A 23,151-nucleotide genomic window follows, 5' to 3' on the forward strand; every position below is an offset into this window, starting at 1 on the left:
CGGGAGCGGTGACGTGGTGAAGGGACGGATGTCCGGGCCGGCGGTGGTGTGCGCGCTCGTGGCCGCCGTGCTGTTCGCCGTACTGCCCGTCGTGCCGTTCGCGGACGTGCCCGCCCGGGCGGCGGAGAAGCCGACCGTGACGCTTTCCAAGTCGCAGTCAGGGGCCGGTGGTTCGATCACCGTGACCGGCAGCGGATGGCGGTCCGAGGCGCTGCTGATGATCCTTGTCTGCGGCCAGGCCGAGCCGTCCCGGGGTGTGCCCGGGGGCACCGACTCCTGTGCCAACGCCGACGGCCGGGCCGTGACCGCCGACGACGAGGGCGACTTCAGCCGGAAGCTGCCGGTGGCCGAGCCGCCGGTACCCTGTCCGTGTGTCGTGCACGTCGCCACCATCACGGGCGAGAAGGCGGAGGCGTTCGCGGTCTTCCAGGTCGCCGGGCACTCGGTGGAGCCGTTGCCCCAGGAGGCGACCGGCGGGCGGCTGTCGGTCCTGACAGACACCCGGTTGAACGGTTCGAGCGGGCTGCTGACCTGGTTCGGCGCCCCGCCCGCCCGCGAGCTGGTCTTCACCGTCGGCAACGTCGGCACCTCACCCGTCGAGAACCCCGTCTTCCAAGTCGGCACCTCCCACGGGGTGTTCGCCCCGCAGTGGCAGGAACACCAGTGGAACGGCACGATCCAGCCGGGCCGCAAGGCACGCATCACCCTGCCGGTGGAGCTCGCCGCCGGGGCCCACGGCGACTACAGCGTCTCCCTCACCTACGGCGGCAAGGTCCTCGCCGAACACCCCTGGGGCGTGGGCCGCCCCTGGGGCGTCACCCTCTTCTGGCTGATGCTGTGCGTGGTCGTACCGGCCGCGCTGTTCCGCATCGGCATGGCGGTGGTGGACCGGGTACGGCCGGGGGGTACGACGCCGTCCAGACGAAGCGGCCGACGGCTCCCCGAACTCGCCTTCCGTCTGCCCCTGTTGGGCACGTCGAACGGCGCCCACTCCCGCACGACACCCAGCACGACCGCTCGTACGACCCCGACCTTGCCTTGGTTCACGCCGGACACCGATCCGGGGGCGACGGCGTCGGGGCAGCTCTCCGCACCGCAACACCCACCAGAGGAAAGCCCGACGACTCCGACGACCGAGACGAGTCAGACGAGTCGGATCAGGAAGGGAAGCACGTGAGAGCCGTGAGAGCTGTGAGAGCACAGCGAAGAGCGAGTGCCCTCGGGGTCGCTTTGCTGCTCGGCGGGGCCGGGACCCTGCTCGGCGCGGCCGCGGTGCCGGCGTACGCGGCGGAGGTGGCGTTCGCGACGAAGTGCGTGCCGCCGGCGGCCTCGGGGCTGCCGCCCGTCGAGGGGACCACCAAGGTGGAGATCACCGCCCCACAGACGGCGAAGGTCGGCGAGGAGGTCGAAGTGGTGTGGAAGTTCGTCCAGGCGGCTTCCAAGAACCCCGACCTCATCGACCTGCCTGCCAACTCCGTCCAACCGAGCGGCAAGCTCAAGGCCGCCGGGGCACAGACCGCCGACATCGCGATGCTGGGGCCGCGCGAGAACCCCGCCATCCCCAAGGGCGGCGCCATGGCGCTGTCCGCCATGAAGGGCACCCTGAAACTGACGGCGCCCGGCGCGGTGACGCTGACGCCGGACGCGTACACCATCGACGTCTTCACCACCAAGACCGAGTGCGCGCCGACCGCCCCGGTGACGGCCGCGGCCACCATCAACGTGACAGCGAGCGACGGGAGTACGGGTGGTGGGAGCGGCACCGGTGGTTCGAGCAGTACGAACGGGGGCTCGTCCGGCGGGAACACCGAGGGCGGGACGACCGAGGGCACGACGAACACCGGCGGCAACAGCAATGGCGGTACGAACACCGGCGGTACCAGCAATGGTGGTACGAACACCGGCGGCGGTGGCGATGACACCGGCGGTGGCGGCGGCTCGGGCGGCGGCGACGGGCAGACCGACTTCCCCGGCAAGGAGGTCAAGGTCCCGTACGACTGCAAGACGCCCATCGGCGACAAGAGTGTGACCTCGCCGGTGCAGATCGACGCGAAGAAGGACGGGGAGAGCTACGACCTCACCGTCCAGTTCAAGAAGTCGGTGATGGACAGCCCGGCCGACATCCCCAAGGACTCGGTGAAGCCCTCCATGGAGGTCGTCCTCGGCGGCGCCGACGAGGGGTCGGTCCACGTCGAGGGCCCGACAAACGCCGAGGACATCAAGGCGGGCGACCCCATGGAGATTCCCGATCTCACCGGCACCTACAAGCCGGGCGCGACCGGTGAGTCCACGCTGGCCCCGGGTGTCCTGACCATCACCGCACTCGGTACGACCACGACGTGCACCCCGGCCGAGTCGCTGGTCTCACTCACCCTCGACACCACACAGCAGCCGGGCGGCGCCTCGGGCGGTTCCTCGTCATCCGGTTCGTCCGGTTCGTCCGGCACCGCGGCCGGTACGCCGGGTACGTCGAGCACCGCCTCCGGCGGCACGAGCGGAGGCCTCGCGGACACCGGCTCGGACGGCAGGGGCACGCTCAAGGCTCTGGCCCTCCTCGCGGGCACCACGGCTCTCCTCGGCGGCGCGATCTTCACGTTCATGCCGCGCCGGCACCTGCGCTGAACGTCCGAAGGGCTGCCGTACCCACGGGCACGGCAGCCCTTCAGCCGGGGCTTGAGAGGTGGATCACAGGTAAGAAGGGGGCTGTGACGCGGCCACCGCCGGAATTCCTCCGGACCTTCACCATCCCCACTCCGGATCGCCGCCGACTTCGATCACGCCCGGTGGAGGCCTGTCGGAGGTAAGAAATGCGCCGGAGAACGGTGTGAAGCGCGCTTGCCGATCACCCTCCACCTGCGGTTCTCGGCGGACTACCATCACTGCATGACCCGTGTACTGCTCGCCGAGGACGACGCGTCCATCTCGGAGCCGCTGGCTCGCGCACTGCGCCGGGAGGGGTACGAGGTGGAGGTCCGCGAGGACGGCCCCACCGCGCTGGACGCCGGAATGCAGGGTGGTGTCGACCTGGTCGTCCTTGACCTGGGGCTTCCCGGTATGGACGGCCTGGAGGTGGCCCGCCGGCTGCGTGCCGAGGGCCACACCATCCCGATCCTCATCCTGACCGCGCGCGCCGACGAGGTGGACACCGTCGTCGGCCTCGACGCGGGCGCCGACGACTACGTCACCAAGCCCTTCCGGCTCGCCGAGCTGCTGGCCCGCGTCCGGGCCCTGCTCCGGCGCGGCGCCGCCGAGCCCCAGCAGCCGCCCGCCACGCACGGCGTCCGCATCGACGTCGAGTCCCACCGCGCCTGGATGGGCGACGAGGAACTCCAGCTCACGGCCAAGGAGTTCGACCTGCTGCGGGTGCTGGTGCGCGACGCGGGCCGGGTGGTCACCCGTGACCAGCTGATGCGCGAGGTCTGGGACACGACGTGGTGGTCGTCGACGAAGACGTTGGACATGCACATCTCCTGGCTCCGCAAGAAGCTGGGCGACGACGCGGCGAACCCGCGCTACATCGCGACGGTACGAGGGGTCGGCTTCCGCTTCGAGAAGAACTGAGGCGTGGCCGTCCCAGCCGCGGGCAGTCGTGCGGTGGGGCGGCTACCCACCCCGCTGTCGTAGCCGCGGGCAATCGTGCCGCTGGGGCGATGGGGGCACCTGCCGCTCATGGGGGTCCCTCCCGCTCGAGCGAAGTCGAGAGTGGGGGAGGGTGGGCGCAGCGGCACCCTGCACGCGCCGGTAAGCGAAACCCGCCCCCGCCCAGCCCCGGCCCCGGGTGCCGCACATGGCAAAGGCACACTGGACCATGTAAAACACCCCGCCCGCCCGGAGGGCAACCGTGCGTCGCCGCCTCATTCAGTCCACCCTCGCCGTAGTCCTCGTGGTCATCGCGGTCTTCGGCCTCTCCCTCGTCATCGTCGAGACCCGCACGATCAGCAACAGCGCCCAGGAACAGGTCGAATCCGAGGCGGTGCAGCTGACGAGCATCGTGGACAGCCGCATCATCGGCGACGAACGCATCACGGCCAAGGTCCTCCGCGACCAGGTCGGCGACGACCGCTACGCCCGTATCGAGATCCCCGGCCAGCCCCCGATCGAGATCGGCGAGAAGCCCACCGGTGACGTCATCCGCCACCAGGCCACGGGCGAGAAGAACGAGATCGTCACGGTCGAGGAGTCCCGTTCGGCGGTGAGCCGCGAAGTCGGCCGTACGCTGCTGATCATCGCGGCGGTCGCCCTGCTCGCCGTTGTCGCCGCCGTCCTCCTCGCCGTACGCCAGGCCAACCGCCTCGCCTCCCCCCTCACCGACCTCGCCGAGACCGCCGAACGCCTCGGCTCCGGCGACCCGCGGCCCCGCCACAAGCGGTACGGCGTCCCGGAGCTGGACCGGGTCGCGGATGTGCTGGACTCCTCCGCCGAGCGCATCGGCCGCATGCTGACCGCCGAGCGGCGCCTCGCGGCGGACGCCTCCCATCAGCTGCGTACACCGTTGACCGCGCTGTCCATGCGGCTGGAGGAGATCACCCTCACCGACGACCCGGCCACGGTGAAGGAGGAGGCGCACATCGCGCTGACCCAGGTGGAACGGCTGACGGACGTCGTGGAGCGGCTCCTCACCAACTCCCGTGATCCGCGCAACGGTTCGGCCGTCTCCTTCGAGCTCGACGAGGTCATCAAGCAGCAGCTGGAGGAGTGGCGCCCGGCCTACCGCAGCGCCGGCCGTGCCGTCGTCAGCTCCGGCAAGCGGCACCTTCAGGCTGTGGGCACGCCCGGCGCGGTCGCACAGGTGCTGGCCGCGTTGATCGAGAACTCGCTCATGCACGGTGGCGGCACGGTGGCGTTGCGCACTCGCGTGACCGGGAACCAGGCGGTGATCGAGGTCACCGACGAAGGGCCCGGTGTTCCCGCCGACCTCGGGGCGCGGATCTTCGAGCGGGCGATCAGTGGGCGCAACTCCACGGGGATCGGGCTCGCCGTCGCCCGCGACCTTGCGGAGGCCGACGGGGGGCGCCTGGAGCTGCTCCAGGCGAAGCCGCCGGTGTTCGCGTTGTTCCTGTCGCGGACGCCGAAAATGCCGTCAGGTGTGGAGGAACGGCCGGTTCGGTAAGGGTTCGCCATGGCGCCGTAGCTCCGGGGCGTAATTGCGCGACTGCGGGTCTGATGTGGTTGCTCGCGCCCACGCGGCGGAGCCGCAAATCGATACAGCCCCGCGCCCCTTCAGGGCGCGCTGTCCTCAGTGGCGTTCGTAAGGTGCCGTTGATCGTTTCACCGCACCCCCTGTAAGGGCGGGTGGGTGGGCCGACTCCGTTTCGAGGAACGATTCCGCGCGTGCCACCGCCGCTCGCGCGGGCAGTGCGCGGAACACCCACGTGCGGTACGACCAGAAGCGGAAGAGGGTCGCGATGCCGATGCCGAGGAACTTGAAGATGTTGCTCTGCAACGGGCTGTCCCAGTCGAAGCCGTACGTCGCCGTGTAGAGGACGCCGTTCTCGATCACCAAACCCACCGCGCTGAACAGCAGGAAGAGGGACATCTCCTTCGTACGGCCGCTCTTGTCGCGGTCCCGGTACGTGAAGTAGCGGAAACCGACGTAGTTGAAGGCGATGGCGACGACCGTGGCGATGACGCTGGCCCGCACCACCTGAAGGTCGGTGACGTGCCGTACAAGGTTGAACACGGCGAGGTTCACCAGCAGCCCCGCACCGCCCACCGCCCCGAACTTGACGACCTCACGTACGAACTGGTCGATCCGTCGGCGCAGGACGCCGCGGGGCTTCCCATGAGGCCCCGAGGTGGTACTTCCCATCGTGCGCGGCCCCCGTCGCTCGTTCGGTCTGTTATGTCCGAAGTGAGTTGATCTTCGGTCGAAAATCACTGGTTCAGCCATGCTAACCAGCTCCCCTTGGCAATGCCTGTGGGGCTGCTCACAGCCCGGGCCCAGGGCGGAAAAGGCGGGGGAAACCGGACACCCGGGAGTGGCCGATTCCGCGGCCGATACCCTGGGGGTGTGACGTTCCCGGTAGTCGGCATGGTCGGCGGGGGGCAGCTCGCTCGTATGACACACGAGGCGGGCATCCCGCTCGGCATCAGGTTCAAGCTTCTCAGTGACACCCCTCAGGATTCCGCGGCGCAGGTGGTGAGCGATGTCGTCATCGGCGACTATCGCGACCTCGCCACGCTCCGTGCGTTCGCGCAGGGCTGCGACGTGATCACCTTCGATCACGAACACGTACCCACAGAGCATCTACGGGCCCTGGAGGCGGACGGCATCCCCGTACGCCCGGGCCCGGACGCTCTGCAGCACGCCCAGGACAAGGGCGTGATGCGGGCGAGGCTCGACGCGATCGGCGTCCCGTGCCCCCGGCACCGGATCGTCGCCGATCCGGCGGATGTGGCGGCCTTCGCCGCCGAGGGGCTCCCCGAAGGGGCCGAGGGCTACGGATTTCCGGTCATCCTCAAGACCGTCCGCGGCGGCTACGATGGCAAGGGCGTGTGGGTCGTCCGCTCGGCCGAGGACGCCGCCGAGCCGTTCCGCGCCGGCGTCCCGGTCCTCGCCGAGGAGAAGGTCGACTTCGTACGGGAGCTGGCCGCGAACGTCGTACGGTCCCCGCACGGCCAGGCCGTGGCGTACCCGGTGGTCGAGTCCCGGCAGGTCGACGGCGTCTGCGACACGGTCATCGCGCCCGCCCCCGACCTGGACGAGGCGCTCGCCCTCCGCGCCGAGGAGATGGCCCTGCGCATCGCGAAGGAGCTGGACGTCGTCGGTCACCTCGCCGTCGAGCTGTTCCAGACCCGCGACGGCCGCATCCTCGTCAACGAGCTCGCCATGCGCCCCCACAACTCGGGCCACTGGACCCAGGACGGCGCGATCACCAGCCAGTTCGCCAACCACGTACGGGCCGTTCTCGACCTGCCACTGGGTGACCCGCGCCCGCGTGCGCCGTGGACCGTCATGGTCAACGTCCTCGGCGGTGACTACCCCGACATGTACTCCGCGTACCTGCACTGCATGGCCCGCGACCCCCAGCTCAAGATCCACATGTACGGCAAGGACGTGAAGCCCGGCCGCAAGGTCGGCCACGTCAACACCTACGGCGACGACCTCGACGACGTGCTGGACCGCGCCCGTCACGCCGCCGGTTACCTGAGAGGCACGATCACCGAATGAGCCCCGTCGTTGGCATTGTCATGGGGTCGGACTCCGACTGGCCCGTCATGGAGGCCGCCGCTCAGGCCCTCGACGAGTTCGAGATTGAGTTCGAGGTCGACGTCGTCTCCGCGCACCGGATGCCGCGCGAGATGGTCGCGTACGGCGAGGAGGCCGCGGACCGGGGGATCAAGGTGATCATCGCGGGTGCGGGCGGCGCCGCCCATCTGCCCGGCATGCTCGCCTCCGTCACCCCGCTCCCGGTCATCGGCGTCCCCGTGCCGCTGAAGTACCTCGACGGAATGGACTCCCTGCTGTCGATCGTGCAGATGCCGGCCGGTGTGCCCGTCGCGACCGTCTCCGTCGCCGGCGCCCGCAACGCCGGTCTGCTCGCCGCCCGCATCCTGGCCACCCAGGACGAGGAACTCCTCGGCCGTATGCGGGAGTTCCAACAGGAGCTGAACGACCAGGCCACCGAGAAGGGCAAGCGCCTGCGCGCCAAGGTCGAGGGCACCGACAACGGCTTCGGCTTCGGCAAGTGACCGAGTGGTCGACCGAGTAGTGACCGAGCAGTGACCGATTAGTCGATGAGCAAGGCGGGGGAGACGGGGGAAATGAACATGACGTATCTGGAGGAAGCCCGGGAGCTGCTGCGGGAGTTCCCCGTCGCCGACGGGCACAACGACCTGCCCTGGGCGCTGCGCGAGCAGGTCCGCTATGACCTGGACGCCCGCGACATCGCCACCGACCAGAGCGCCTATCTGCACACCGACCTGGCCCGGCTGCGTGCGGGCGGGGTCGGGGCGCAGTTCTGGTCTGTTTATGTCCCCTCGGATCGCCCCGGGGCCGTGCCCGCGACCCTCGAACAGATCGACTGCGTACGGCAGTTGATCGACCGCTACCCGGCGGCGCTGCGGGCCGCGCTGACCGCCGCCGACATGGAGGCGGCCCGCGCCGAGGGCCGCGTCGCCTCCCTGATGGGCGCCGAGGGCGGCCACTCCATCGACAACTCCCTCGCCACCCTGCGGGCGTTGTACGCGCTCGGCGTCCGCTACATGACGCTCACCCACAACGACAACATCGCCTGGGCGGACTCGGCGACCGACGACCCGGCCGTCGGCGGTCTGTCGGCCTTCGGCCGCGCGGTCGTCCGGGAGATGAACCGCGAGGGCATGCTCGTCGACCTCTCCCATGTGGCGGCGACGACGATGCGTGACGGGCTCGCCACCTCCGTCGCCCCGGTGATCTTCTCCCACTCCTCGTCGAGGGCCGTCTGCGACCACCCCCGCAACATCCCGGACGACGTCCTGGAGCGCCTCCCCGCGAACGGGGGAGTGGCGATGGTGACCTTCGTCCCGAAGTTCGTGCTCCAGGCCGCCGTCGACTGGACGGCCGCCGCCGACGAGAACATGCGCGCCCACGGCTTCCACCACCTCGACACCACCCCCGAGGCCATGGCGATCCACCGCGCCTTCGAGGAGCGGAACCCGCGCCCGGTCGCCACGGTGTCCACGGTCGCGGACCACCTCGACCACATGCGCGAGGTCGCCGGCATCGACCACCTCGGCATCGGCGGCGACTACGACGGCACGGCCTTCACCCCGGACGGCCTCGACGACGTCTCCGGCTACCCGAACCTGATCGCCGAGCTCCTCGACCGCGGCTGGTCCCGGACCGACCTGACCAAGCTGACCTGGCAGAACGCGGTACGTGTGCTGGGCGCGGCCGAGGACGTGGCCCGTGATCTGCGCTCCCGTACGGCCCCGTCGAACGCGACGCTGGAGCAGCTCGACGGCTGACACCGGGGTCGGTCACCCCCGAATGACACCCGGGTCGGTTTACCCCCGAACGCCCCACCCACCAGGAAGGCGGGCGGCCGCCGTGCCACGGTGACGGTAACTGCGTTCACCGACCGGCTACGGAGGTCCGCCATGGCAGACCTGCAGGACGAACTCGAAGCGACAGCGGAAGCGGGCGCGCTCGACGCGCCGCCCCGCGCCGAGACGGCCGAGGTCACCCGCGACGGCACCAAGGCGCCCCCGGCCGCGCCCGAAAGGCTGGAGGACCTGGAGAACCTGGAAGGCCAGGAGGAGGACCTGGAGGATCCGGACGGGCTGGAGGATCCGGACGGGCTGGAGGATCCGGACGGGCTGGAGGATCCGGACGGGCTGGGGGAGGCGCACGAGTTCCTCGCCGCCCACCCCGTGGCCGACGGCTACAGCGGGCTGCCCTGGGTGCTGCGCCATTTCCCCTCGTACGACCTCGAACTGGGCGAGGGCGGCGTGGACACCGATGTGCCGCGGATGCGCAAGGGCCACATCGGCGCGCTGTTCTGGTCGCTGCACCTGTCGGATCGGCTGACGGGCGAGCGCGCCGTCGGCGCCACCCTCGAACAGCTGGACCTGGTCCGGACGGTGGTCCACGCCCATCCCGAGGGCCTGCGGCTCGTGCACAGCGCGGGGGAAACCACCGACGCCCGCAACTGCGGCCGCATCGGCATCCTGCTCGGCCCGGCCGGGGCCCCCTCCCTAGGCGACTCCCTCGGCATCCTCCGCGCCCTGCACGCCCTCGGCCTGAAGGCCGTCACCCTCGCCGGCGCCTCCTGGGCGGGCGAGGCCGGGCTGAGCCGGTTCGGCGAGGAAGTGGTCCGCGAGATGAACCGCCTCGGCGTCCTCGCCGACGTCTCCGGCGCCTCCGAGTCCACCGTCCGCCGGGCCCTGGCGGTCTCCCGCGCCCCCGTCCTGTGCACCCGCTCGGCGGCGGCGGCCCTGCGCCCCCACCCCGTGAACCTCCCCGACGACCTCCTCGCCGTACTCGGCGAGGCCCACGGCCTGTGCATGGTCCCGCTCACCGCCGAACAGACCGGCCCGTCCATCCGCGACGTCGCCGACCACCTCGACCACGTCCGCGCCATCGTCGGCCCCGAGTGCGTGGGCCTCTCCGGCACATACGACTCCGGCGCGGCCCACCCCCAGAACCTGGCCGACGCCTCCTGCTACCCCCGCTTGGTGGCCGAGCTGATGCACAGAGGCTGGTCCCAGGACGACCTGGCCCTCCTGACCTGGGGCAACGTCCAACGAGTCCTCCGCACCGCCGACTTCACGGCCAGAGCCGCCCAGGACCGCAGAGAGGCCTCGACGGCGAAGATCGGAGATCTGGACGGCTAGGGGGTGTCCGGCTCAGCTCCGGCAGAGGCAGAACGGATGCCCCGCCGGATCCGCGTACACCCGGAAGCTCCGCTCACGGTCGTCCGCCTCCAACGGCCGCGCCCCCAACGCCAGCACCTCCTTCTCCGCGGCATCCATGTCGTCCACGGTCAGATCCAGATGAAACTGCTGCGAGTGGTCCGGCGCGGGCCACTCCGGCGGCACGAACCCTTGCGCGGCCTGGAACGCCAACGCCACCCCACCCCCCGGCAGCTTCAGATCGACCCAGTCCGCCTCCTCGACGACCGTCCCGCCGAGCACCCCGGCATAGAACCCGGCGAGCGCGACCGGGTCGGGACAGTCCAGTACGACGACATCCAGCTTGGCGATGGCCATGGCCTTCTCTCCTCGGCTGCGAGACGCGGTTACCTGTGGAAGCAGGTAACCAGTAACGGTTACCTGGAGTCGGGCACCGACGCCTGGACACACCGGAAAGCCGGCCGTGGCCGGCCCACGCCGGCCACCCACCGCACCGCCCGGTGACCCCGCTCGGTGAACCCGGCCCCGTGGGCCCTACGCGGTAGGGCGCCCCATCGCCCGATACGTCCACCCGGCCTTGCGCCACAGCGCCGGGTCCAGCGCGTTGCGGCCGTCCAGCAGCAGCCGATTCGACGCCACCTCGCCCAGCGCCGCCGGGTCCAGCTCGCGGAACTCGCGCCACTCGGTGAGGTGCAGCACGATGTCGGCGCCCCGTACGGCGTCGAGCGCGGTGTCGGCGTACCCGAGGGTCGGGAAGATCCGCCGGGCGTTGTCCATGCCCTTGGGGTCGTACACCGTGACCTGGCCGCCCTGGAGATGGATCTGCCCGGCGACGTTCAGGGCGGGTGAGTCGCGTACGTCGTCCGAGTCGGGCTTGAAGGTGGCGCCAAGGACGGCCACGCGCTTACCGAGGAAAGGGCCACCGCCCAGCGCCTGCCGGGCCAGCTCGACCATCTGCCCGCGCTGGCGCATGTTGATGGAGTCGATCTCGCGCAGGAACGTCAGCGCCTGGTCGGCCCCCAGCTCACCGGCACGGGCCATGAACGCCCGGATGTCCTTCGGCAGACAGCCGCCGCCGAAGCCGATGCCGGCCCGCAGGAACTTCCTGCCGATCCGGTCGTCGTACCCGATCGCCTCCGCCAGCTTGGCGACATCGCCCCCGGAGGCCTCGCACATCTCGGCCATGGCGTTGATGAACGAGATCTTGGTGGCGAGGAAGGAGTTCGCGGAGGTCTTCACCAGCTCGGCGGTCGGGAAGTCGGTGACGACGAAGGGCGAGCCCTCACCGACCGGCGTCGCGTACACCTCCCGCAACAGCTTCTCGGCGCGCTCACTCCGCACCCCCACCACGATCCGGTCGGGGTGCAGCGTGTCGTTCACGGCGAAGCCCTCGCGCAGGAACTCCGGGTTCCAGGCCAGCTCGGCGTCCTCCCCGGCGGGCGCGTGCTCGGCGAGATAGGCGGCCAGCCGGTCGGCGGACCCGACGGGCACGGTCGACTTGCCGACGACCAGCGCCGGGCCCGTCAGATGCGGGGCGAGCGCGGCGAAGGCGGCGTCGACGTACGACATGTCGCAGGCGTACTCGCCGTGCCGCTGCGGGGTGTTCACGCACACGAAGTGGATGTCACCGAAGGCCGCGACCTCGGCGTAGTCGGTCGTGAAGCGCAGCCGCCCGGTGGACCCCTCGATTCCGGCGACATGGTTGCGCAGCAGCTCCTCCAGCCCCGGCTCGTACATCGGGACCTCGCCCCGGCGGAGCATGTCGATCTTCTCTTCGACGACGTCCAGGCCCAGCACCTCGAAACCCAGCTCGGCCATGGCCGCGGCGTGCGTGGCGCCGAGATAGCCGGTGCCGATCACAGTGATCTTGAGGGCCATGGAGTGCTCCTGGGATATACGGCCGTGAGTGCGCTGCACGAGCATAGTCGGGGCGTGTTCGGGCCCCTCACGGGGGAGTTTCTCCTTGTCTTTCGCCTTGTCCTTCTCCTTGTCGCCAAGCTCACGTATCACTCGCGTGGACGGACCCCTAAACTTTGAGTTACTTAACGGTAGTTAGCGTCAGGAGCGTGAGAGTCCGTGGCCGGATCGGCTGATTTCGACCTGTACCGCCCGTCCGAGGAGCACGACATGCTCCGCGACGCGATCCGTTCCCTCACCGAGGCCAAGATCGCCCCGTACGCCGCCGCGGTGGACGAGGAGGCCCGCTTCCCCAGGGAGGCGCTTCAGGCGCTGGTCGCCAGCGACCTGCATGCCGTCCACGTACCCGAGGAGTACGGCGGCGCGGGCGCCGACGCGCTCGCCACGGTCATCGTGATCGAGGAGGTGGCCCGCGCCTGCGTCTCCTCCTCCCTCATCCCGGCCGTCAACAAGCTGGGCTCGCTCCCGGTGATCCTCTCCGGCTCCGAGGAGCTGAAGAAGAAGTACCTGGGCCCGCTCGCCAAGGGCGACGCGCTGTTCTCGTACTGCCTCTCCGAGCCGGACGCGGGCTCCGACGCGGCCGGCATGAAGACGAAGGCGGTCCGCGACGGCGACCACTGGATCCTCAACGGCGTGAAGCGCTGGATCACCAACGCCGGCGAGTCCGAGTACTACACGGTGATGGCGGTCACGGACCCCGAGAAGCGCAGCAAGGGCATCTCCGCCTTCGTCGTCGAGAAGTCCGACGAGGGCGTCTCCTTCGGCGCACCGGAGAAGAAGCTCGGCATCAAGGGCTCCCCGACCCGCGAGGTCTACCTCGACAACGTCCGCGTCCCCGCCGACCGCATGATCGGCGACGAGGGCACGGGCTTCGCCACCGCGATGAAGACCCTGGACCACACCCGCATCACCATCGCCGCCCAGGCCCTAGGCGTCGCCCAGGGCGCCCTCGACTACGCCAAGGGCTATGTCCAGGAGCGCAAGCAGTTCGGCAAGGCGATCGCCGACTTCCAGGGCATCCAGTTCATGCTCGCCGACATGGCCATGAAGGTCACCGCCGCCCGCGCCCTGACCTACCAAGCCGCCGCCGCCTCCGAGCGCGGCGACAGCGACCTCACCTTCCAGGGCGCCGCCGCCAAGTGCTTCGCCTCCGACGTCGCCATGGAGGTCACCACGGACGCCGTCCAGCTCCTCGGCGGCTACGGCTACACCCGCGACTACCCGGTCGAGCGCATGATGCGCGACGCCAAGATCACGCAGATATACGAAGGCACGAACCAGGTCCAGCGCATCGTCATGGCCCGCAACCTGCCGTAAGGCGCGCCCTCCCGGGCCGACCGTGGCCCTCCGTCCTCTCCGGCGGAGGGCCACGCGTGTTTCCCGGCGACGGTCGTCGCTCATCAGCGTCGATGCTCAACTGCGCCCTTTACCGCGTAGGCCGGGGTCTTGTCACATCTCGGGACGGGTCCCGGCGCCCTGGCCTACTGTCTGTGCTCCTCGGTCACGCGTCGGATGCGTGTGAACTCGCGGGGGAGCAGAGGCCGTTCATCCGGACGAGCGTCAACTCACCCCGTGTGCCGCCAAGTTTCTTAAGGGGGTGGGGCATGCCTACGGGTGCCCTGATGGACCGCCAAGAGGTCGCTCAGAGCATCGAGGACCTGGCCGAACGGCCGGCCCTCGGGACCCGGAAGGACGAGCTGACCGCCCTCGCGGACGCGCTTCGGGCCCCGGACGCCTCCGCGCTCGAACCGTGGTCCGAACTCGATCTCCTCGCCGCCTACGCGCGGCCGGAGAGTCTCCACGCGGCCCAGGACCAGGTGCCGGAGCACAAGGCCTGGATCTATGCCGAAGGCGCGCTCGGTTCGCTGGTCTTCGTACCGCTGCTCCTCACCTGGTACGGCCTGACCCAGGCCTCCAGCGCGTACGAGGCGCTGACCGGAGCGGACCCGAAAGCCGCCTCCCGGCCGTTCCTGCAACTCTGGCAGTCGGGTTTCGAGGGGCACCTCACCGGCGCCTTCACCTTCGGCCACGTGGCGATGAGCGCCACGGCGGCCATCGCGCTGCTGTTCACCCTGATCCTCCTGCACGGTCTGCGCCGGTCCGCCGTGACCCACCGGGAGGAAGCCGCGGAGCGGGCCTGTGAAGAGCTGATGGCGCGGCTCGTACCGGCACTGACCTGTGCCCAGCTGCTGGTCAACCAGCAGCGGCACGGCTCACCGCAGCGCTTCGCCGCCGAGCTCTCCTCGGCGGCCTCGACCCTCAACAAGCTGGGCAGCAAGGCCATACGCCTACAGCAGGACCTGACGTCGGCGGCCTCGGTCGTGGGCGGTGCGGTGGAGGCGGCAGAGCGACGGCTGGCCGGGGTGGACACCTCCATCCGGCCCCTGGAGGCCGCGGCGGGCCGCATCGAGGCCGCCGTCAGCGACAGCGGAGTGCAGGTCCGCAAGGCGCTCGACGACGTCCGCGACGCCAGCAGCGGGGTGCGGCTCGCCGTGGAGGGCGCCGGCGGCCGCGTCGAGGATTCGGTCACCGTGCTGGCCGCGGCCCAGCGCGCCCACACCACGGGCATGGAGGTCGCCTCCGACGTCTCCTCCCAACTGCTGGGCAGGATCGGCGAGATCACCGAGGACACGGCCCGCGCGGTCGAGGAGTCCCAGCAGGCGGTGCGCGAGCTGGGCGCCCACACGGAGGCGCTGCGCGCGGCGGCCGAGGGATTCGCGCGCCTCGCCGACGCACTGCGGACGGACCCGTCGTTGCGGCTGGTGCGGGTGACCGACGTCCAGGACCAGGACCAGGACCAGGACCAGGGCCATCAGGACCCCGGACAGTCGGCTCCCGCGGATCGGATTCCTGAGCCCCCGCAATCGCCTCCGGCGCTCCCGGTCGAGGCTCGACCCCGCGGGAAGGGGCTGTGGGGGCGATGGGGATGAAACAGGTGACAGGGATGAAACGGGCTACGGAGTCGAAGGGCCGCCGGAGGTTCGAGCCGCTGCACCTGGCGGGGTGGCTGTTCGCGGACATGCTGCTCGTCCTCGCCCTGGTGGCCATGGGCGACCAGGCCGATCCGCTCGCCGCGAAGCCCGCCACAAAGCCCTCGCCCTTGCCCTCACCGTCCGCCTCGCCTTCGCCCTCGCCTTCGCCCTCGGCCTCGGCGAAGCCCAAGAAGCCCAAGGGCCCGCGGGCCGTCGTCCGGACTCCGGTCAAGGTGGCCATCAACGCCAGGGCTGGAGACAAGGACGCCATCCTGCGCGGGCTGCGCAAGGTGACGGAACGGTACGACGGGCGGCAGGCCGCCTTCGTGCTGACCTTCGGCCGCCACCCCGACCCGGGGGGCGGAGGGGCCTACGCCCACGAGGTCAACGCCCTGCTGGAGAAGGCCCGTCCGGACATGTTCCGCGGCGCCACCACACGCGACTTCTGGAAGGGCGGAGCCTCCTCGGGCCACGCCGACATCGAGATCTACTTCTACACCTACTGACCCACGCCTACTGACCCACGCCTACCGACCCACGTCCCGGAGGTACCGACCTTGCAGATCCTGCCCTTCTACCTGCTCTGTGACGAGTCGGGGTCGATGATCGGCGAGTCGATCGATGCCATCAACCGCGCTCTCCCGGACCTGCACCACGAGATCAGCACCAACCCCACCGTCGCCGACAAGACTCGCTTCTGCCTCATCGGATTCTCCGACACCGCCACCGTGCTGCAGCCGCTCGTCGACCTCAGCGACATCGACGAGGTGCCGGCGCTGGCGGCCGGTGGGCTCACCTCGTACGGTGACGCGTTCCGCACGCTGCTGCGCTGCGTCGAGGCCGACGTGGCCGCGCTCAAGGCGGAAGGCCACGAGGTGTACCGCCCGGTGGTCTTCTTCCTGTCCGACGGCATCCCCACCGACGAGGACTGGGAGCAGGCGTACAAGGAGCTCACCGAGTCCCGGTTCTGCCCCAAGATCATCGCCTTCGGCATCGGCGAGGCGCAGGAGTCCACGATCGCGCACGTCGCGAACTTCCGGGCGTTCATGCAGCAGGACAGCGCGGTGTCACCGGCCCAGGCGCTGCGCGAGTTCGCGTCCAGCCTCACGCGGTCGATCGTCCGCTCGGCAGGGAGCATAGCGGCGGACGGCGGCGACGGGTTCACCCTGGCCGTGGACGACACCGTGCCGGGGTTCTCCACCGTTTCCCTCGACAAGCTGTGAGGCCGTACCGATGGGAGAGGACAGAAACACCGCGCGCATGAACGCCGGAACGTCCCACGCCGCCCTGGAGCCTTCCGATCCGCCCGATCCGCCCGATCCGCTGGACGAGACGTGGCGGAGCGTCGGCCAGGTCTTCTCCGAACCCCTGCGGCAGCCCGTCCCACCAGCCACCACCGTCACCGAGGCCACACCGCTGTCCCCACCCCCACCCCCACCCCCACCCCCACCCCCACCCCCACCCCCACCCCCGTCGGACGGCGCAGCACCGCACATCCCCGTCCTGGGAGTCCCACGTCACTCCGGCCCGAAGCCGCCCCTGTATCCGGCGGAACCCCGTCACATCCCGGCGGTGCGCCGTGACCCGACCGCGGCCCTGATCCCCGACATCGTGGTGGACGGGGCCGCCTACGGCTCCCTGACCGTGCGAGCCGCCTCCGTACGCGGCGACTCGCACCGCTACCAGAGTGAGCCGCGCCAGGACTCCCTGGCGCTGACCCGCATCGGAGAGCCCGGCCGTGACGAGCTGCTGCTGCTCGCCGTGGCGGACGGCGTGGGGTCGGCCGCCCGTTCGCACGTGGGCTCACAGGAGGCCTGCCGACTGGCCGCGCTGCACCTCGACGCCGCCTCCGCCGAGCTCACCGAGGCGCTCCGCACGGGCGACCAGGACGGATTCGCCTCGCTGGTGGAGACCCTGGTGCAGCGCGTCGGAACGCTCCTGACCCACCACGCCCGCGAGCGGGGAGACGATCCGGCCGCGTACGCCACCACCCTGCGCTGCCTGCTCGTGCCCCTGGACCCGGAGATCCGCACCCGCGGATTCCTGGCCGTCGGCGATGGCGGCACCGCGCTGCTGCGCGACGCCGAGTGGTATCTGGCCGTGACGGATCCGGAGCACGGTGACGACGGGATGATCGACACCCGCACCGCGGCATTGCCGCACGACCACGGCGTACGCGCTCGCCTCCTCGGCCCGGCTCTCTCCGGCGACGTACTGGTCCTGTGCACGGACGGCTTGTCCGCACCGCTCGCCGGGGACGGCGGGATGCGGGACTTCCTGCGCTCCGCCTGGGGTTCCGGGACCGCGCCCGCGCCGGCCGACTTCCTGTGGCAGTTGCAGTACCGGGTGAAGTCGTACGACGACGACCGCACCGCGGTCGTCCTTTGGGAGGGCACGCCATGAGCCCCGTCGACGGAGCCGATGTCCCCCTGCACACCCTGGCCCTGGGTGACCGCATCGGCGACGGCGGCCAGGGCGAGGTCTTCGATGTCACCGGCCCGGGACGGCTGCTGTACAAGAGCTACCGCGAGCCGCACAAGGTCGACGGCAGGGAACTCGCCGCCCTCGTCGCCCTCCGCCAGGGCCTCGCCCCCGCCGACCGGGACCGTCTGGACCGGGAGACCGCCTGGCCGCTGTGCCGGGTCGTGGACGGCGGCCGGGTGACCGGCTTCCTCATGCACCGTGCGCCGGACAGCATGACGTGGCGGACCTCGCGCGGCGACACCCGGCTGAACGAGCTGTCGTACCTGCTCCGGGCCCCCAAAGCCGCATGGCAGGCCGTCGCGCAGCCGACACCGGCGGAACGCCAGGCCCTGGTCGTGGCCGCCGTGGAGCTGTTCGAATGGCTGCACGCGCTGGGCCTGGTCGTGGGTGACGTGTCGCAGGCGAACGTGCTGTGGACCGTACGGCCGGGGCCCGCCGTACACCTCCTGGACTGCGACGGCGTACGGCTCGTGGGACGTCCGCCGGTCCTGGAGCAGGCGGACACACCGGACTGGCACGACCCGCTGGCCGTGCCCGGGACGGTCACCGTCGACAGCGACCGCTACAAGGTGGCCCTGCTGGTGGGCCGTGTGCTGAGCCAGGACGCGTACAGCGCCCCCGGCCGGCGGCTGGAACCGCTGCCCGGCGTGCTCGACGACCGGCGCGAGCACGCGGTCAGGGCCCTGTGGGACCAGGCGGCCGAGCCGCGTGGTGAGAGACCGCACCTCGGTCAGTGGCGTATCGCACTGGCCGGCCGCGAGACGATCAGACTCGCCGCCGCCGAGCCGGCCGTGCGGCCGCCCGTGGACCGCACGAAGTTCGACGGTCCGCGCAGACGCGGGCGGATCAGTCTGCGGGACTGACCCACCGGATCCTGTGGCGCGGCAGGGTGATGAGGCGTAGGACGGAAGTGCACGGGGCCCGCCCCGGGCCCCCGCTCCCACCATCCCCAGGAGGAGCCATGAAGCAGCAGGCCGGAACGATGACCGCGATGAGCAAGGAGATGCAGGACTGCGTCGACGCCTGCATGACGTGCCACAGCGTGTGCGAGGAGACCATGAGCTCCTGCATGCAGGCCGGCGGCCAGGCGCAGATGCAGATCATGCGCGCGCTGATGGACTGCGCCGAGATGACCCGTATGTGCGCGGACATGATGATGCGCCGCTCGCCGCTGTCCGCCGAGATGTGCGCGATGTGCGCCCGCGCCTGTGACATGTGTGCCGAGGCGTGTATGTCCATGCCGGACGACCAGCAGATGATGCGCTGCGCCGAGGCGTGTCGCCGCTGCTCCGAGACGTGCCGGACGATGGCGGGCGCGACCGCCTGACCCTGCCGTACGACCGAGGGGCACCCCGTCCACGGGGTGCCCCTCGGTCGTACGGCAGGGTCAGTTGCTCGACACCGTCACCGTCTCGTCGTTCTTCAACTGCTCCACCAGCTGCTTCACCTTCGTGGTGTCCCACTGGAGGTTGCCGTTGGCGGAGTTGCCCGAGATCGGTATGTTCATGGACTTGCCGTCGCCGCCGGTCACGCCCTTCATCGCCCAGAACATGTCGGCCAGGTCGTACAGGCTCATGTCCTTGTCGACGATCAGGGTGTCCAGACCCGCGCTCATCGTCGGGTACAGCTTGAACGGGTTCAGCACCGTGCTCGGCGTCGCGGTCTGGTTGGCGAGGGCCGCGAGGAACTTCTGCTGGTTCTTCGTACGGTCCAGGTCGCTGCCCGCGAGGGCGTAGCGGGTGCGGACGAAGGCGAGGGCCTGTTCGCCGTTCAGGGTCTGCGTGCCCGCCTCGAAGTTGGCACCGGACTTGGTGTCCTTCATGCCGCCCTTCGGGATCTCGATGTCCACGCCGCCGACCGCGTCGACGATGTTCGCGAAGCCCGCGAAGCCGATCTCCACGTAGTGGTCGATGTGCAGGCCCGTGTTGGCCTCGACGGTGCGGACCAGCAGCTCCGGGCCGTCCTCCGCGTACGCCGCGTTCAGCTTCACCTGGCGGCCGGTGCCCTCGAACGTCTTGCCGGACTCGGAGCCGACGAAGGTCGGGATCTCGACGTTCGAGTCGCGGGGGAGGGATATGAGGGTGGGCCCGCCCGAGCCGGTGTGCAGGATCATCATCGAGTCCGTGCGCTTGCCGTCGGCGGACCCGGTGTGGAGTTCCTTCTTCTGCTCGTCGGACAGACCCTCACGGCTGTCGGAGCCGACGATCAGGTAGTTGGTGCCCTCGCCCGCCTCGGGCCGTTCGATGACCTTGGAGAGGTCGACCTCGCGGTTCAGCTTGGAGTCGGCCCAGAAGTACGTGCCTATCGTCGTCGCCAGCAGGACGACGGTGACCGTGATCGCCGTCACCTTGATACGGCGGCGCCAGTCCGGCGCGGGACGGTCACCGCGGCCGCCATGGCCACCGGGAGCGCCCGGGCCGCCGGAGCCGTACACCTGGCCGGTGTTGTAGTCGCTGTTGGGGCCGCCGCCGTACTGGTCGGGGCCGTTGCCGTAACCGTCACCGTACGAGTCGCCGTACGACGGCTGTTGTGGCACGCCGCCCTGCGGGGGTGCCGACGGGCCGCGACGGACCTGGCGCATCACACGCGCCCCGTCGGGCTGTGCGCTCGCGCTTCCGTGTCCGTAGCCGCCACCGCGGTTGTTGCCGGACCATCCCTCGGGCCAATCGTTCATGCGCCCCAGTGTGCAGTGCCGAGCTGTGTCGTTTACAAGGGTCGACGAAAAACAAGGGCAGGGCTGTTGCCAAGCTGACACAAATCGCACGCATGTGTAGAGGGCCGGACACCCCGCGGTTCAGAGGCGCCTGCTACGGAGCGCACGACACCTCGTTGCCCTTCAGCACTCCGGCCTCGTCCTGCTGAGGATCCTCAACCCGTACCTTCTGCACCTTTTTGAAGTCCTTGCCCGCGATGACCTTCATGGTGGGGCCCTGGCCGCGTACCGTGCGGAGTTCCGCGCCGGGGAGGGCGGTGGCCAGGGACTTCGCCGAGCGGTCCCAGCGGGGGTCGTAGAGGACGACGGTGCGGCGAACGTCACTTTGGGGGGCGTTCACGGGGGTCTTCGTGGTGCGGAAGCCGGTGGCCGCCAGCTGCTTGTCCATCGCCCTGCCGAGGCCGGACACCGTCGTGCCGTTCGCCACCTGGACGCGGATCTGCTGAGGGGCCACGTCGACCTGGACGTACTTGACGCGGGTCTTGTAGGGGGCGAGGGGGCGGTCGTCGCGGAGGGCCCTGAAGAGGCGGTCGGACTTGGTGCCGTCCCACTTGAGGGTCGAGCCGATGCCCTTCACGGGGTAGCCCATGCGCTCGATGGGGACGGTGGTGAACTCGGAGGACGCGGGCGTGAGGTTGCGCAGAGCGCGGCCGAGGTCGATCAGCTCGCCGGTGCCGAACTCCTTGTCGGCGCGGACGGAGCCGAGGACGGCCCGGGTGATGTCGCGGAACTTCATGGGGTTCAGCAGCACCCCGGAGGACGTCGCCTGGGACATCAGGGACGCCATGAAGCGTTGCTGGCGCTTCATACGGCCGAGGTCGGAGGAGCCGTCGGTGTGGCGGGAGCGGACGTACTGGAGGGCCTGGCCGCCGTCGAGTTCATGGGTGCCGGCGGGGAGGTCGAGGCCGGTGTAGGAGTCCTTGAGCGGCTCGGCAGTGCAGATCTTGACGCCGCCGAGGACGTCCACGGTCCGCATGAAGCTGGTGAAGTCGACCTCCACATAATGGTCGATCTTCACCTTGGTCATGTGCTCGACCGTGCGCACGGTGAGCTGCGGGCCGCCCTCCGCGTAGGCCGCGTTCAGCTTGATCGGATGGGCCGGGTGTTTCTCGCCGGTGGATTGGTCGGTGTGCGCGGGGGCCTCGGCGTACGAGTCGCGCGGCAGGCTCACGATGCTGGCCCGCTCACGGTCCTTCGCGATGTGGACGATCATCATCGTGTCCGTGCAGTGGCAGGGCTCGCCGCCGAGGTGGTACCTGCGGCGCTCCTCCTCGCTGATCCTTTCGCGGCCGTCGGTGCCGACCAGCAGGACGTTCATGCCGTGGCCCGCCTCGGGTCGGTTCTTCATGTCCTTGAAGGCGTCGACCCGGGCGATCTCGCCGTCCAGGCGCGTGACGACCGCGTGCCCGATGCCCGCGGCGGCCAGCACCACCACCGACAGTGTGGTCGCCGCCCGCATGGCCCAACTCGTCCTCCGTGGACGCACGGGCGGTCGGGGCTGCGGGGGCCGGGCGGGGTGGCGGGGCGGTGTGGGCACGGGAGATACCTCCGCGAGACCGGTCGGGGGAGTGGGGGATCCGTGAGCACCGTAGGGCCATACGATCTGCGGCCCGTCCCGGCGACCGGGCGGGTCGCGTTCGTGTCCCCCGTTCGCGGTAACGTGAGCCCCCTATGAACGCCAAGCCCGACGTGCGGCTCCCCGCCGTGTCCGTGATCATGCCTGTCCTCGACGAGGAGCGGCATCTGCGCGGCGCCGTCCAAGCGATCCTCGCGCAGGAGTACGCCGGTGAGATGGAGGTCGTGATCGCCCTCGGTCCGTCCACGGACCGCACGGACGAGATCGCCGCCGAGCTCGTGGCCGAAGACCCGCGCGTGCACACCGTGCCCAACCCCACCGGTCGTACGCCCGCCGCGCTCAACGCCGCGATCGGAGCCTCCCGCCACCCGATCGTCGTCCGCGTCGACGGCCACGGGATCCTCTCGCCGAACTACATCGCCACCGCCGTACGGCTCCTGGAGGAGACCGGCGCGCAGAACGTCGGCGGGATCATGCACGCCGAGGGCGAGAACGACTGGGAGCACGCGGTCGCGGCGGCGATGACCTCGAAGATCGGGGTGGGGAACGCGGCGTTCCACACGGGCGGCCAGGCCGGTCCGGCCGAGACGGTCTACCTCGGCGTCTTCCGGCGCGAAGCCCTTGAGCAGCAGGGCGGCTACAACGTGGAGTTCATCCGCGCCCAGGACTGGGAGCTGAACTTCCGGATCCGTGAGGCGGGCGGGCTCGTCTGGTTCTCGCCCGAGCTGCGGGTGTCGTACCGGCCGCGGCCCAGCGTGAAGGCCCTCGCCAAGCAGTACAAGGACTACGGGCGTTGGCGCCACGTCGTCGCCCGCTACCACGAGGGCTCCATCAACCTGCGCTACCTCGCCCCGCCGACCGCGGTGTGCGCGATAGCGGCCGGGCTGCTGGTGGGCGGCCTGCTGACCCCGCTGGGTTTCGTCGTCCCCGGCGGCTACCTCGCGGCGATCGTCGCGGGCTCGATCCCGGCCGGCAAGGGCCTGCCGCTCAAGGCCCGCCTCCAGATCCCCATCGCGCTCGCCACGATGCACATGTCCTGGGGCTTCGGCTTCCTCACCAGCCCCAAGTCGCTGGCGAAGAAGGTCATCGCGTCCCGCCGCCCGGCGGTGCTCACCGAGAGCTGAGCGCGAAGGACGTACGAGTCGGGGCCCACA

The 23,151-nt window shown here is 70.4% G+C and carries 21 protein-coding genes; 16 read left to right on the forward strand and 5 right to left on the reverse strand.

What is annotated here, in order from left to right:
- Window positions 1–28: 28 nt before the first annotated feature.
- The 4 genes from F3T56_RS32620 (at window position 29) to F3T56_RS32635 (ending at window position 5,110) form a co-directional block, all read left to right on the forward strand.
- The gene (locus F3T56_RS32620) at window positions 29–1,177 is read left to right on the forward strand and encodes a hypothetical protein (protein WP_149828991.1); all 1,149 of its coding nucleotides are present in this window, start codon (window positions 29–31) and stop codon (window positions 1,175–1,177) included.
- Between the two features lie 14 nt (window positions 1,178–1,191).
- The gene (locus F3T56_RS32625) at window positions 1,192–2,622 is read left to right on the forward strand and encodes a hypothetical protein (RefSeq protein ID WP_246204115.1); all 1,431 of its coding nucleotides are present in this window, start codon (window positions 1,192–1,194) and stop codon (window positions 2,620–2,622) included.
- A gap of 261 nt (window positions 2,623–2,883) precedes the next feature.
- Window positions 2,884–3,561, forward strand: a complete 678-nt coding sequence (locus tag F3T56_RS32630; protein ID WP_149828951.1) for a response regulator transcription factor — start codon at window positions 2,884–2,886, stop codon at window positions 3,559–3,561.
- Window positions 3,562–3,841: 280 nt separating this feature from the next.
- Window positions 3,842–5,110 (forward strand): ATP-binding protein, encoded by a 1,269-nt coding sequence (locus tag F3T56_RS32635; protein WP_149828952.1) that lies wholly within the window; start codon window positions 3,842–3,844, stop codon window positions 5,108–5,110.
- A 126-nt stretch (window positions 5,111–5,236) separates the two neighbouring features.
- Here F3T56_RS32635 and F3T56_RS32640 read toward each other — a convergent pair whose 3' ends face one another.
- Window positions 5,237–5,809: a GtrA family protein gene (locus tag F3T56_RS32640; protein WP_149828953.1), complete on the reverse strand. Its 573-nt coding sequence runs from the start codon at window positions 5,807–5,809 to the stop codon at window positions 5,237–5,239.
- A gap of 201 nt (window positions 5,810–6,010) precedes the next feature.
- Here F3T56_RS32640 and F3T56_RS32645 point away from each other — a divergent pair, with 201 nt between their 5' ends.
- The 4 genes from F3T56_RS32645 (at window position 6,011) to F3T56_RS32660 (ending at window position 10,317) form a co-directional block, all read left to right on the forward strand.
- Window positions 6,011–7,171, forward strand: coding sequence for a 5-(carboxyamino)imidazole ribonucleotide synthase (locus F3T56_RS32645; RefSeq protein WP_149828954.1), 1,161 nt, complete (start codon window positions 6,011–6,013; stop codon window positions 7,169–7,171).
- A complete protein-coding gene (gene purE / locus F3T56_RS32650) occupies window positions 7,168–7,692 on the forward strand; it encodes a 5-(carboxyamino)imidazole ribonucleotide mutase (RefSeq protein ID WP_149828955.1) in 525 nt (174 codons plus the stop codon). Before F3T56_RS32645 ends, purE begins: the two co-directional genes overlap by 4 nt.
- Before the next feature lie 78 nt (window positions 7,693–7,770).
- Window positions 7,771–8,949 (forward strand): dipeptidase, encoded by a 1,179-nt coding sequence (locus F3T56_RS32655; RefSeq protein WP_149828993.1) that lies wholly within the window; start codon window positions 7,771–7,773, stop codon window positions 8,947–8,949.
- 132 nt (window positions 8,950–9,081) lie between these two features.
- On the forward strand, window positions 9,082–10,317 hold the full coding sequence (locus tag F3T56_RS32660) for a dipeptidase (protein WP_149828956.1): 1,236 nt from the start codon (window positions 9,082–9,084) through the stop codon (window positions 10,315–10,317).
- A 12-nt stretch (window positions 10,318–10,329) separates the two neighbouring features.
- On the opposite strand, the gene F3T56_RS32665 is transcribed toward F3T56_RS32660, so the two are convergent.
- Together F3T56_RS32665 and F3T56_RS32670 are read right to left on the reverse strand one after the other, a co-directional pair.
- On the reverse strand, window positions 10,330–10,692 hold the full coding sequence (locus tag F3T56_RS32665) for a VOC family protein (protein WP_149828957.1): 363 nt from the start codon (window positions 10,690–10,692) through the stop codon (window positions 10,330–10,332).
- 177 nt (window positions 10,693–10,869) lie between these two features.
- Entirely contained in the window at window positions 10,870–12,213 is a 1,344-nt protein-coding gene (locus F3T56_RS32670; protein WP_149828958.1) for a UDP-glucose dehydrogenase family protein, read from the reverse strand.
- Window positions 12,214–12,411: 198 nt separating this feature from the next.
- On the opposite strand from F3T56_RS32670, the gene F3T56_RS32675 reads away from it, so the two are divergent.
- The 7 genes from F3T56_RS32675 (at window position 12,412) to F3T56_RS32705 (ending at window position 19,035) form a co-directional block, all read left to right on the forward strand.
- Window positions 12,412–13,569 (forward strand): acyl-CoA dehydrogenase family protein, encoded by a 1,158-nt coding sequence (locus F3T56_RS32675; RefSeq protein WP_149828959.1) that lies wholly within the window; start codon window positions 12,412–12,414, stop codon window positions 13,567–13,569.
- Window positions 13,570–13,856: 287 nt separating this feature from the next.
- The gene (locus F3T56_RS32680) at window positions 13,857–15,182 is read left to right on the forward strand and encodes a methyl-accepting chemotaxis protein (RefSeq protein ID WP_149828960.1); all 1,326 of its coding nucleotides are present in this window, start codon (window positions 13,857–13,859) and stop codon (window positions 15,180–15,182) included.
- A gap of 14 nt (window positions 15,183–15,196) precedes the next feature.
- A complete protein-coding gene (locus F3T56_RS32685; protein WP_149828961.1) occupies window positions 15,197–15,730 on the forward strand; it encodes a hypothetical protein in 534 nt (177 codons plus the stop codon).
- A 51-nt stretch (window positions 15,731–15,781) separates the two neighbouring features.
- Window positions 15,782–16,447 carry a vWA domain-containing protein gene (locus tag F3T56_RS32690; RefSeq protein ID WP_149828962.1) on the forward strand — a complete coding sequence of 222 codons (666 nt, stop codon included), beginning with the start codon at window positions 15,782–15,784 and terminating at the stop codon, window positions 16,445–16,447.
- Between the two features lie 37 nt (window positions 16,448–16,484).
- Window positions 16,485–17,627, forward strand: coding sequence for a protein phosphatase 2C domain-containing protein (locus F3T56_RS48450; RefSeq protein WP_281291931.1), 1,143 nt, complete (start codon window positions 16,485–16,487; stop codon window positions 17,625–17,627).
- Window positions 17,624–18,571 (forward strand): hypothetical protein, encoded by a 948-nt coding sequence (locus F3T56_RS32700; protein ID WP_149828964.1) that lies wholly within the window; start codon window positions 17,624–17,626, stop codon window positions 18,569–18,571. Before F3T56_RS48450 ends, F3T56_RS32700 begins: the two co-directional genes overlap by 4 nt.
- 98 nt (window positions 18,572–18,669) lie before the next feature.
- The gene (locus F3T56_RS32705) at window positions 18,670–19,035 is read left to right on the forward strand and encodes a four-helix bundle copper-binding protein (RefSeq protein WP_149828965.1); all 366 of its coding nucleotides are present in this window, start codon (window positions 18,670–18,672) and stop codon (window positions 19,033–19,035) included.
- Window positions 19,036–19,095: 60 nt separating this feature from the next.
- On the opposite strand, the gene F3T56_RS32710 is transcribed toward F3T56_RS32705, so the two are convergent.
- The gene (locus tag F3T56_RS32710) at window positions 19,096–20,382 is read right to left on the reverse strand and encodes an LCP family protein (RefSeq protein ID WP_149828966.1); all 1,287 of its coding nucleotides are present in this window, start codon (window positions 20,380–20,382) and stop codon (window positions 19,096–19,098) included.
- A gap of 133 nt (window positions 20,383–20,515) precedes the next feature.
- Window positions 20,516–21,958: an LCP family protein gene (locus F3T56_RS32715; RefSeq protein ID WP_484422109.1), complete on the reverse strand. Its 1,443-nt coding sequence runs from the start codon at window positions 21,956–21,958 to the stop codon at window positions 20,516–20,518.
- 134 nt (window positions 21,959–22,092) lie between these two features.
- Here F3T56_RS32715 and F3T56_RS32720 point away from each other — a divergent pair, with 134 nt between their 5' ends.
- Window positions 22,093–23,121 (forward strand): glycosyltransferase family 2 protein, encoded by a 1,029-nt coding sequence (locus F3T56_RS32720; RefSeq protein WP_149828968.1) that lies wholly within the window; start codon window positions 22,093–22,095, stop codon window positions 23,119–23,121.
- Window positions 23,122–23,151: the final 30 nt, after the last annotated feature.

The sequence above is a fragment of the Streptomyces tailanensis genome (genome assembly GCF_008386495.1).
In the GTDB taxonomy this organism is placed as follows: domain Bacteria; phylum Actinomycetota; class Actinomycetes; order Streptomycetales; family Streptomycetaceae; genus Streptomyces; species Streptomyces tailanensis.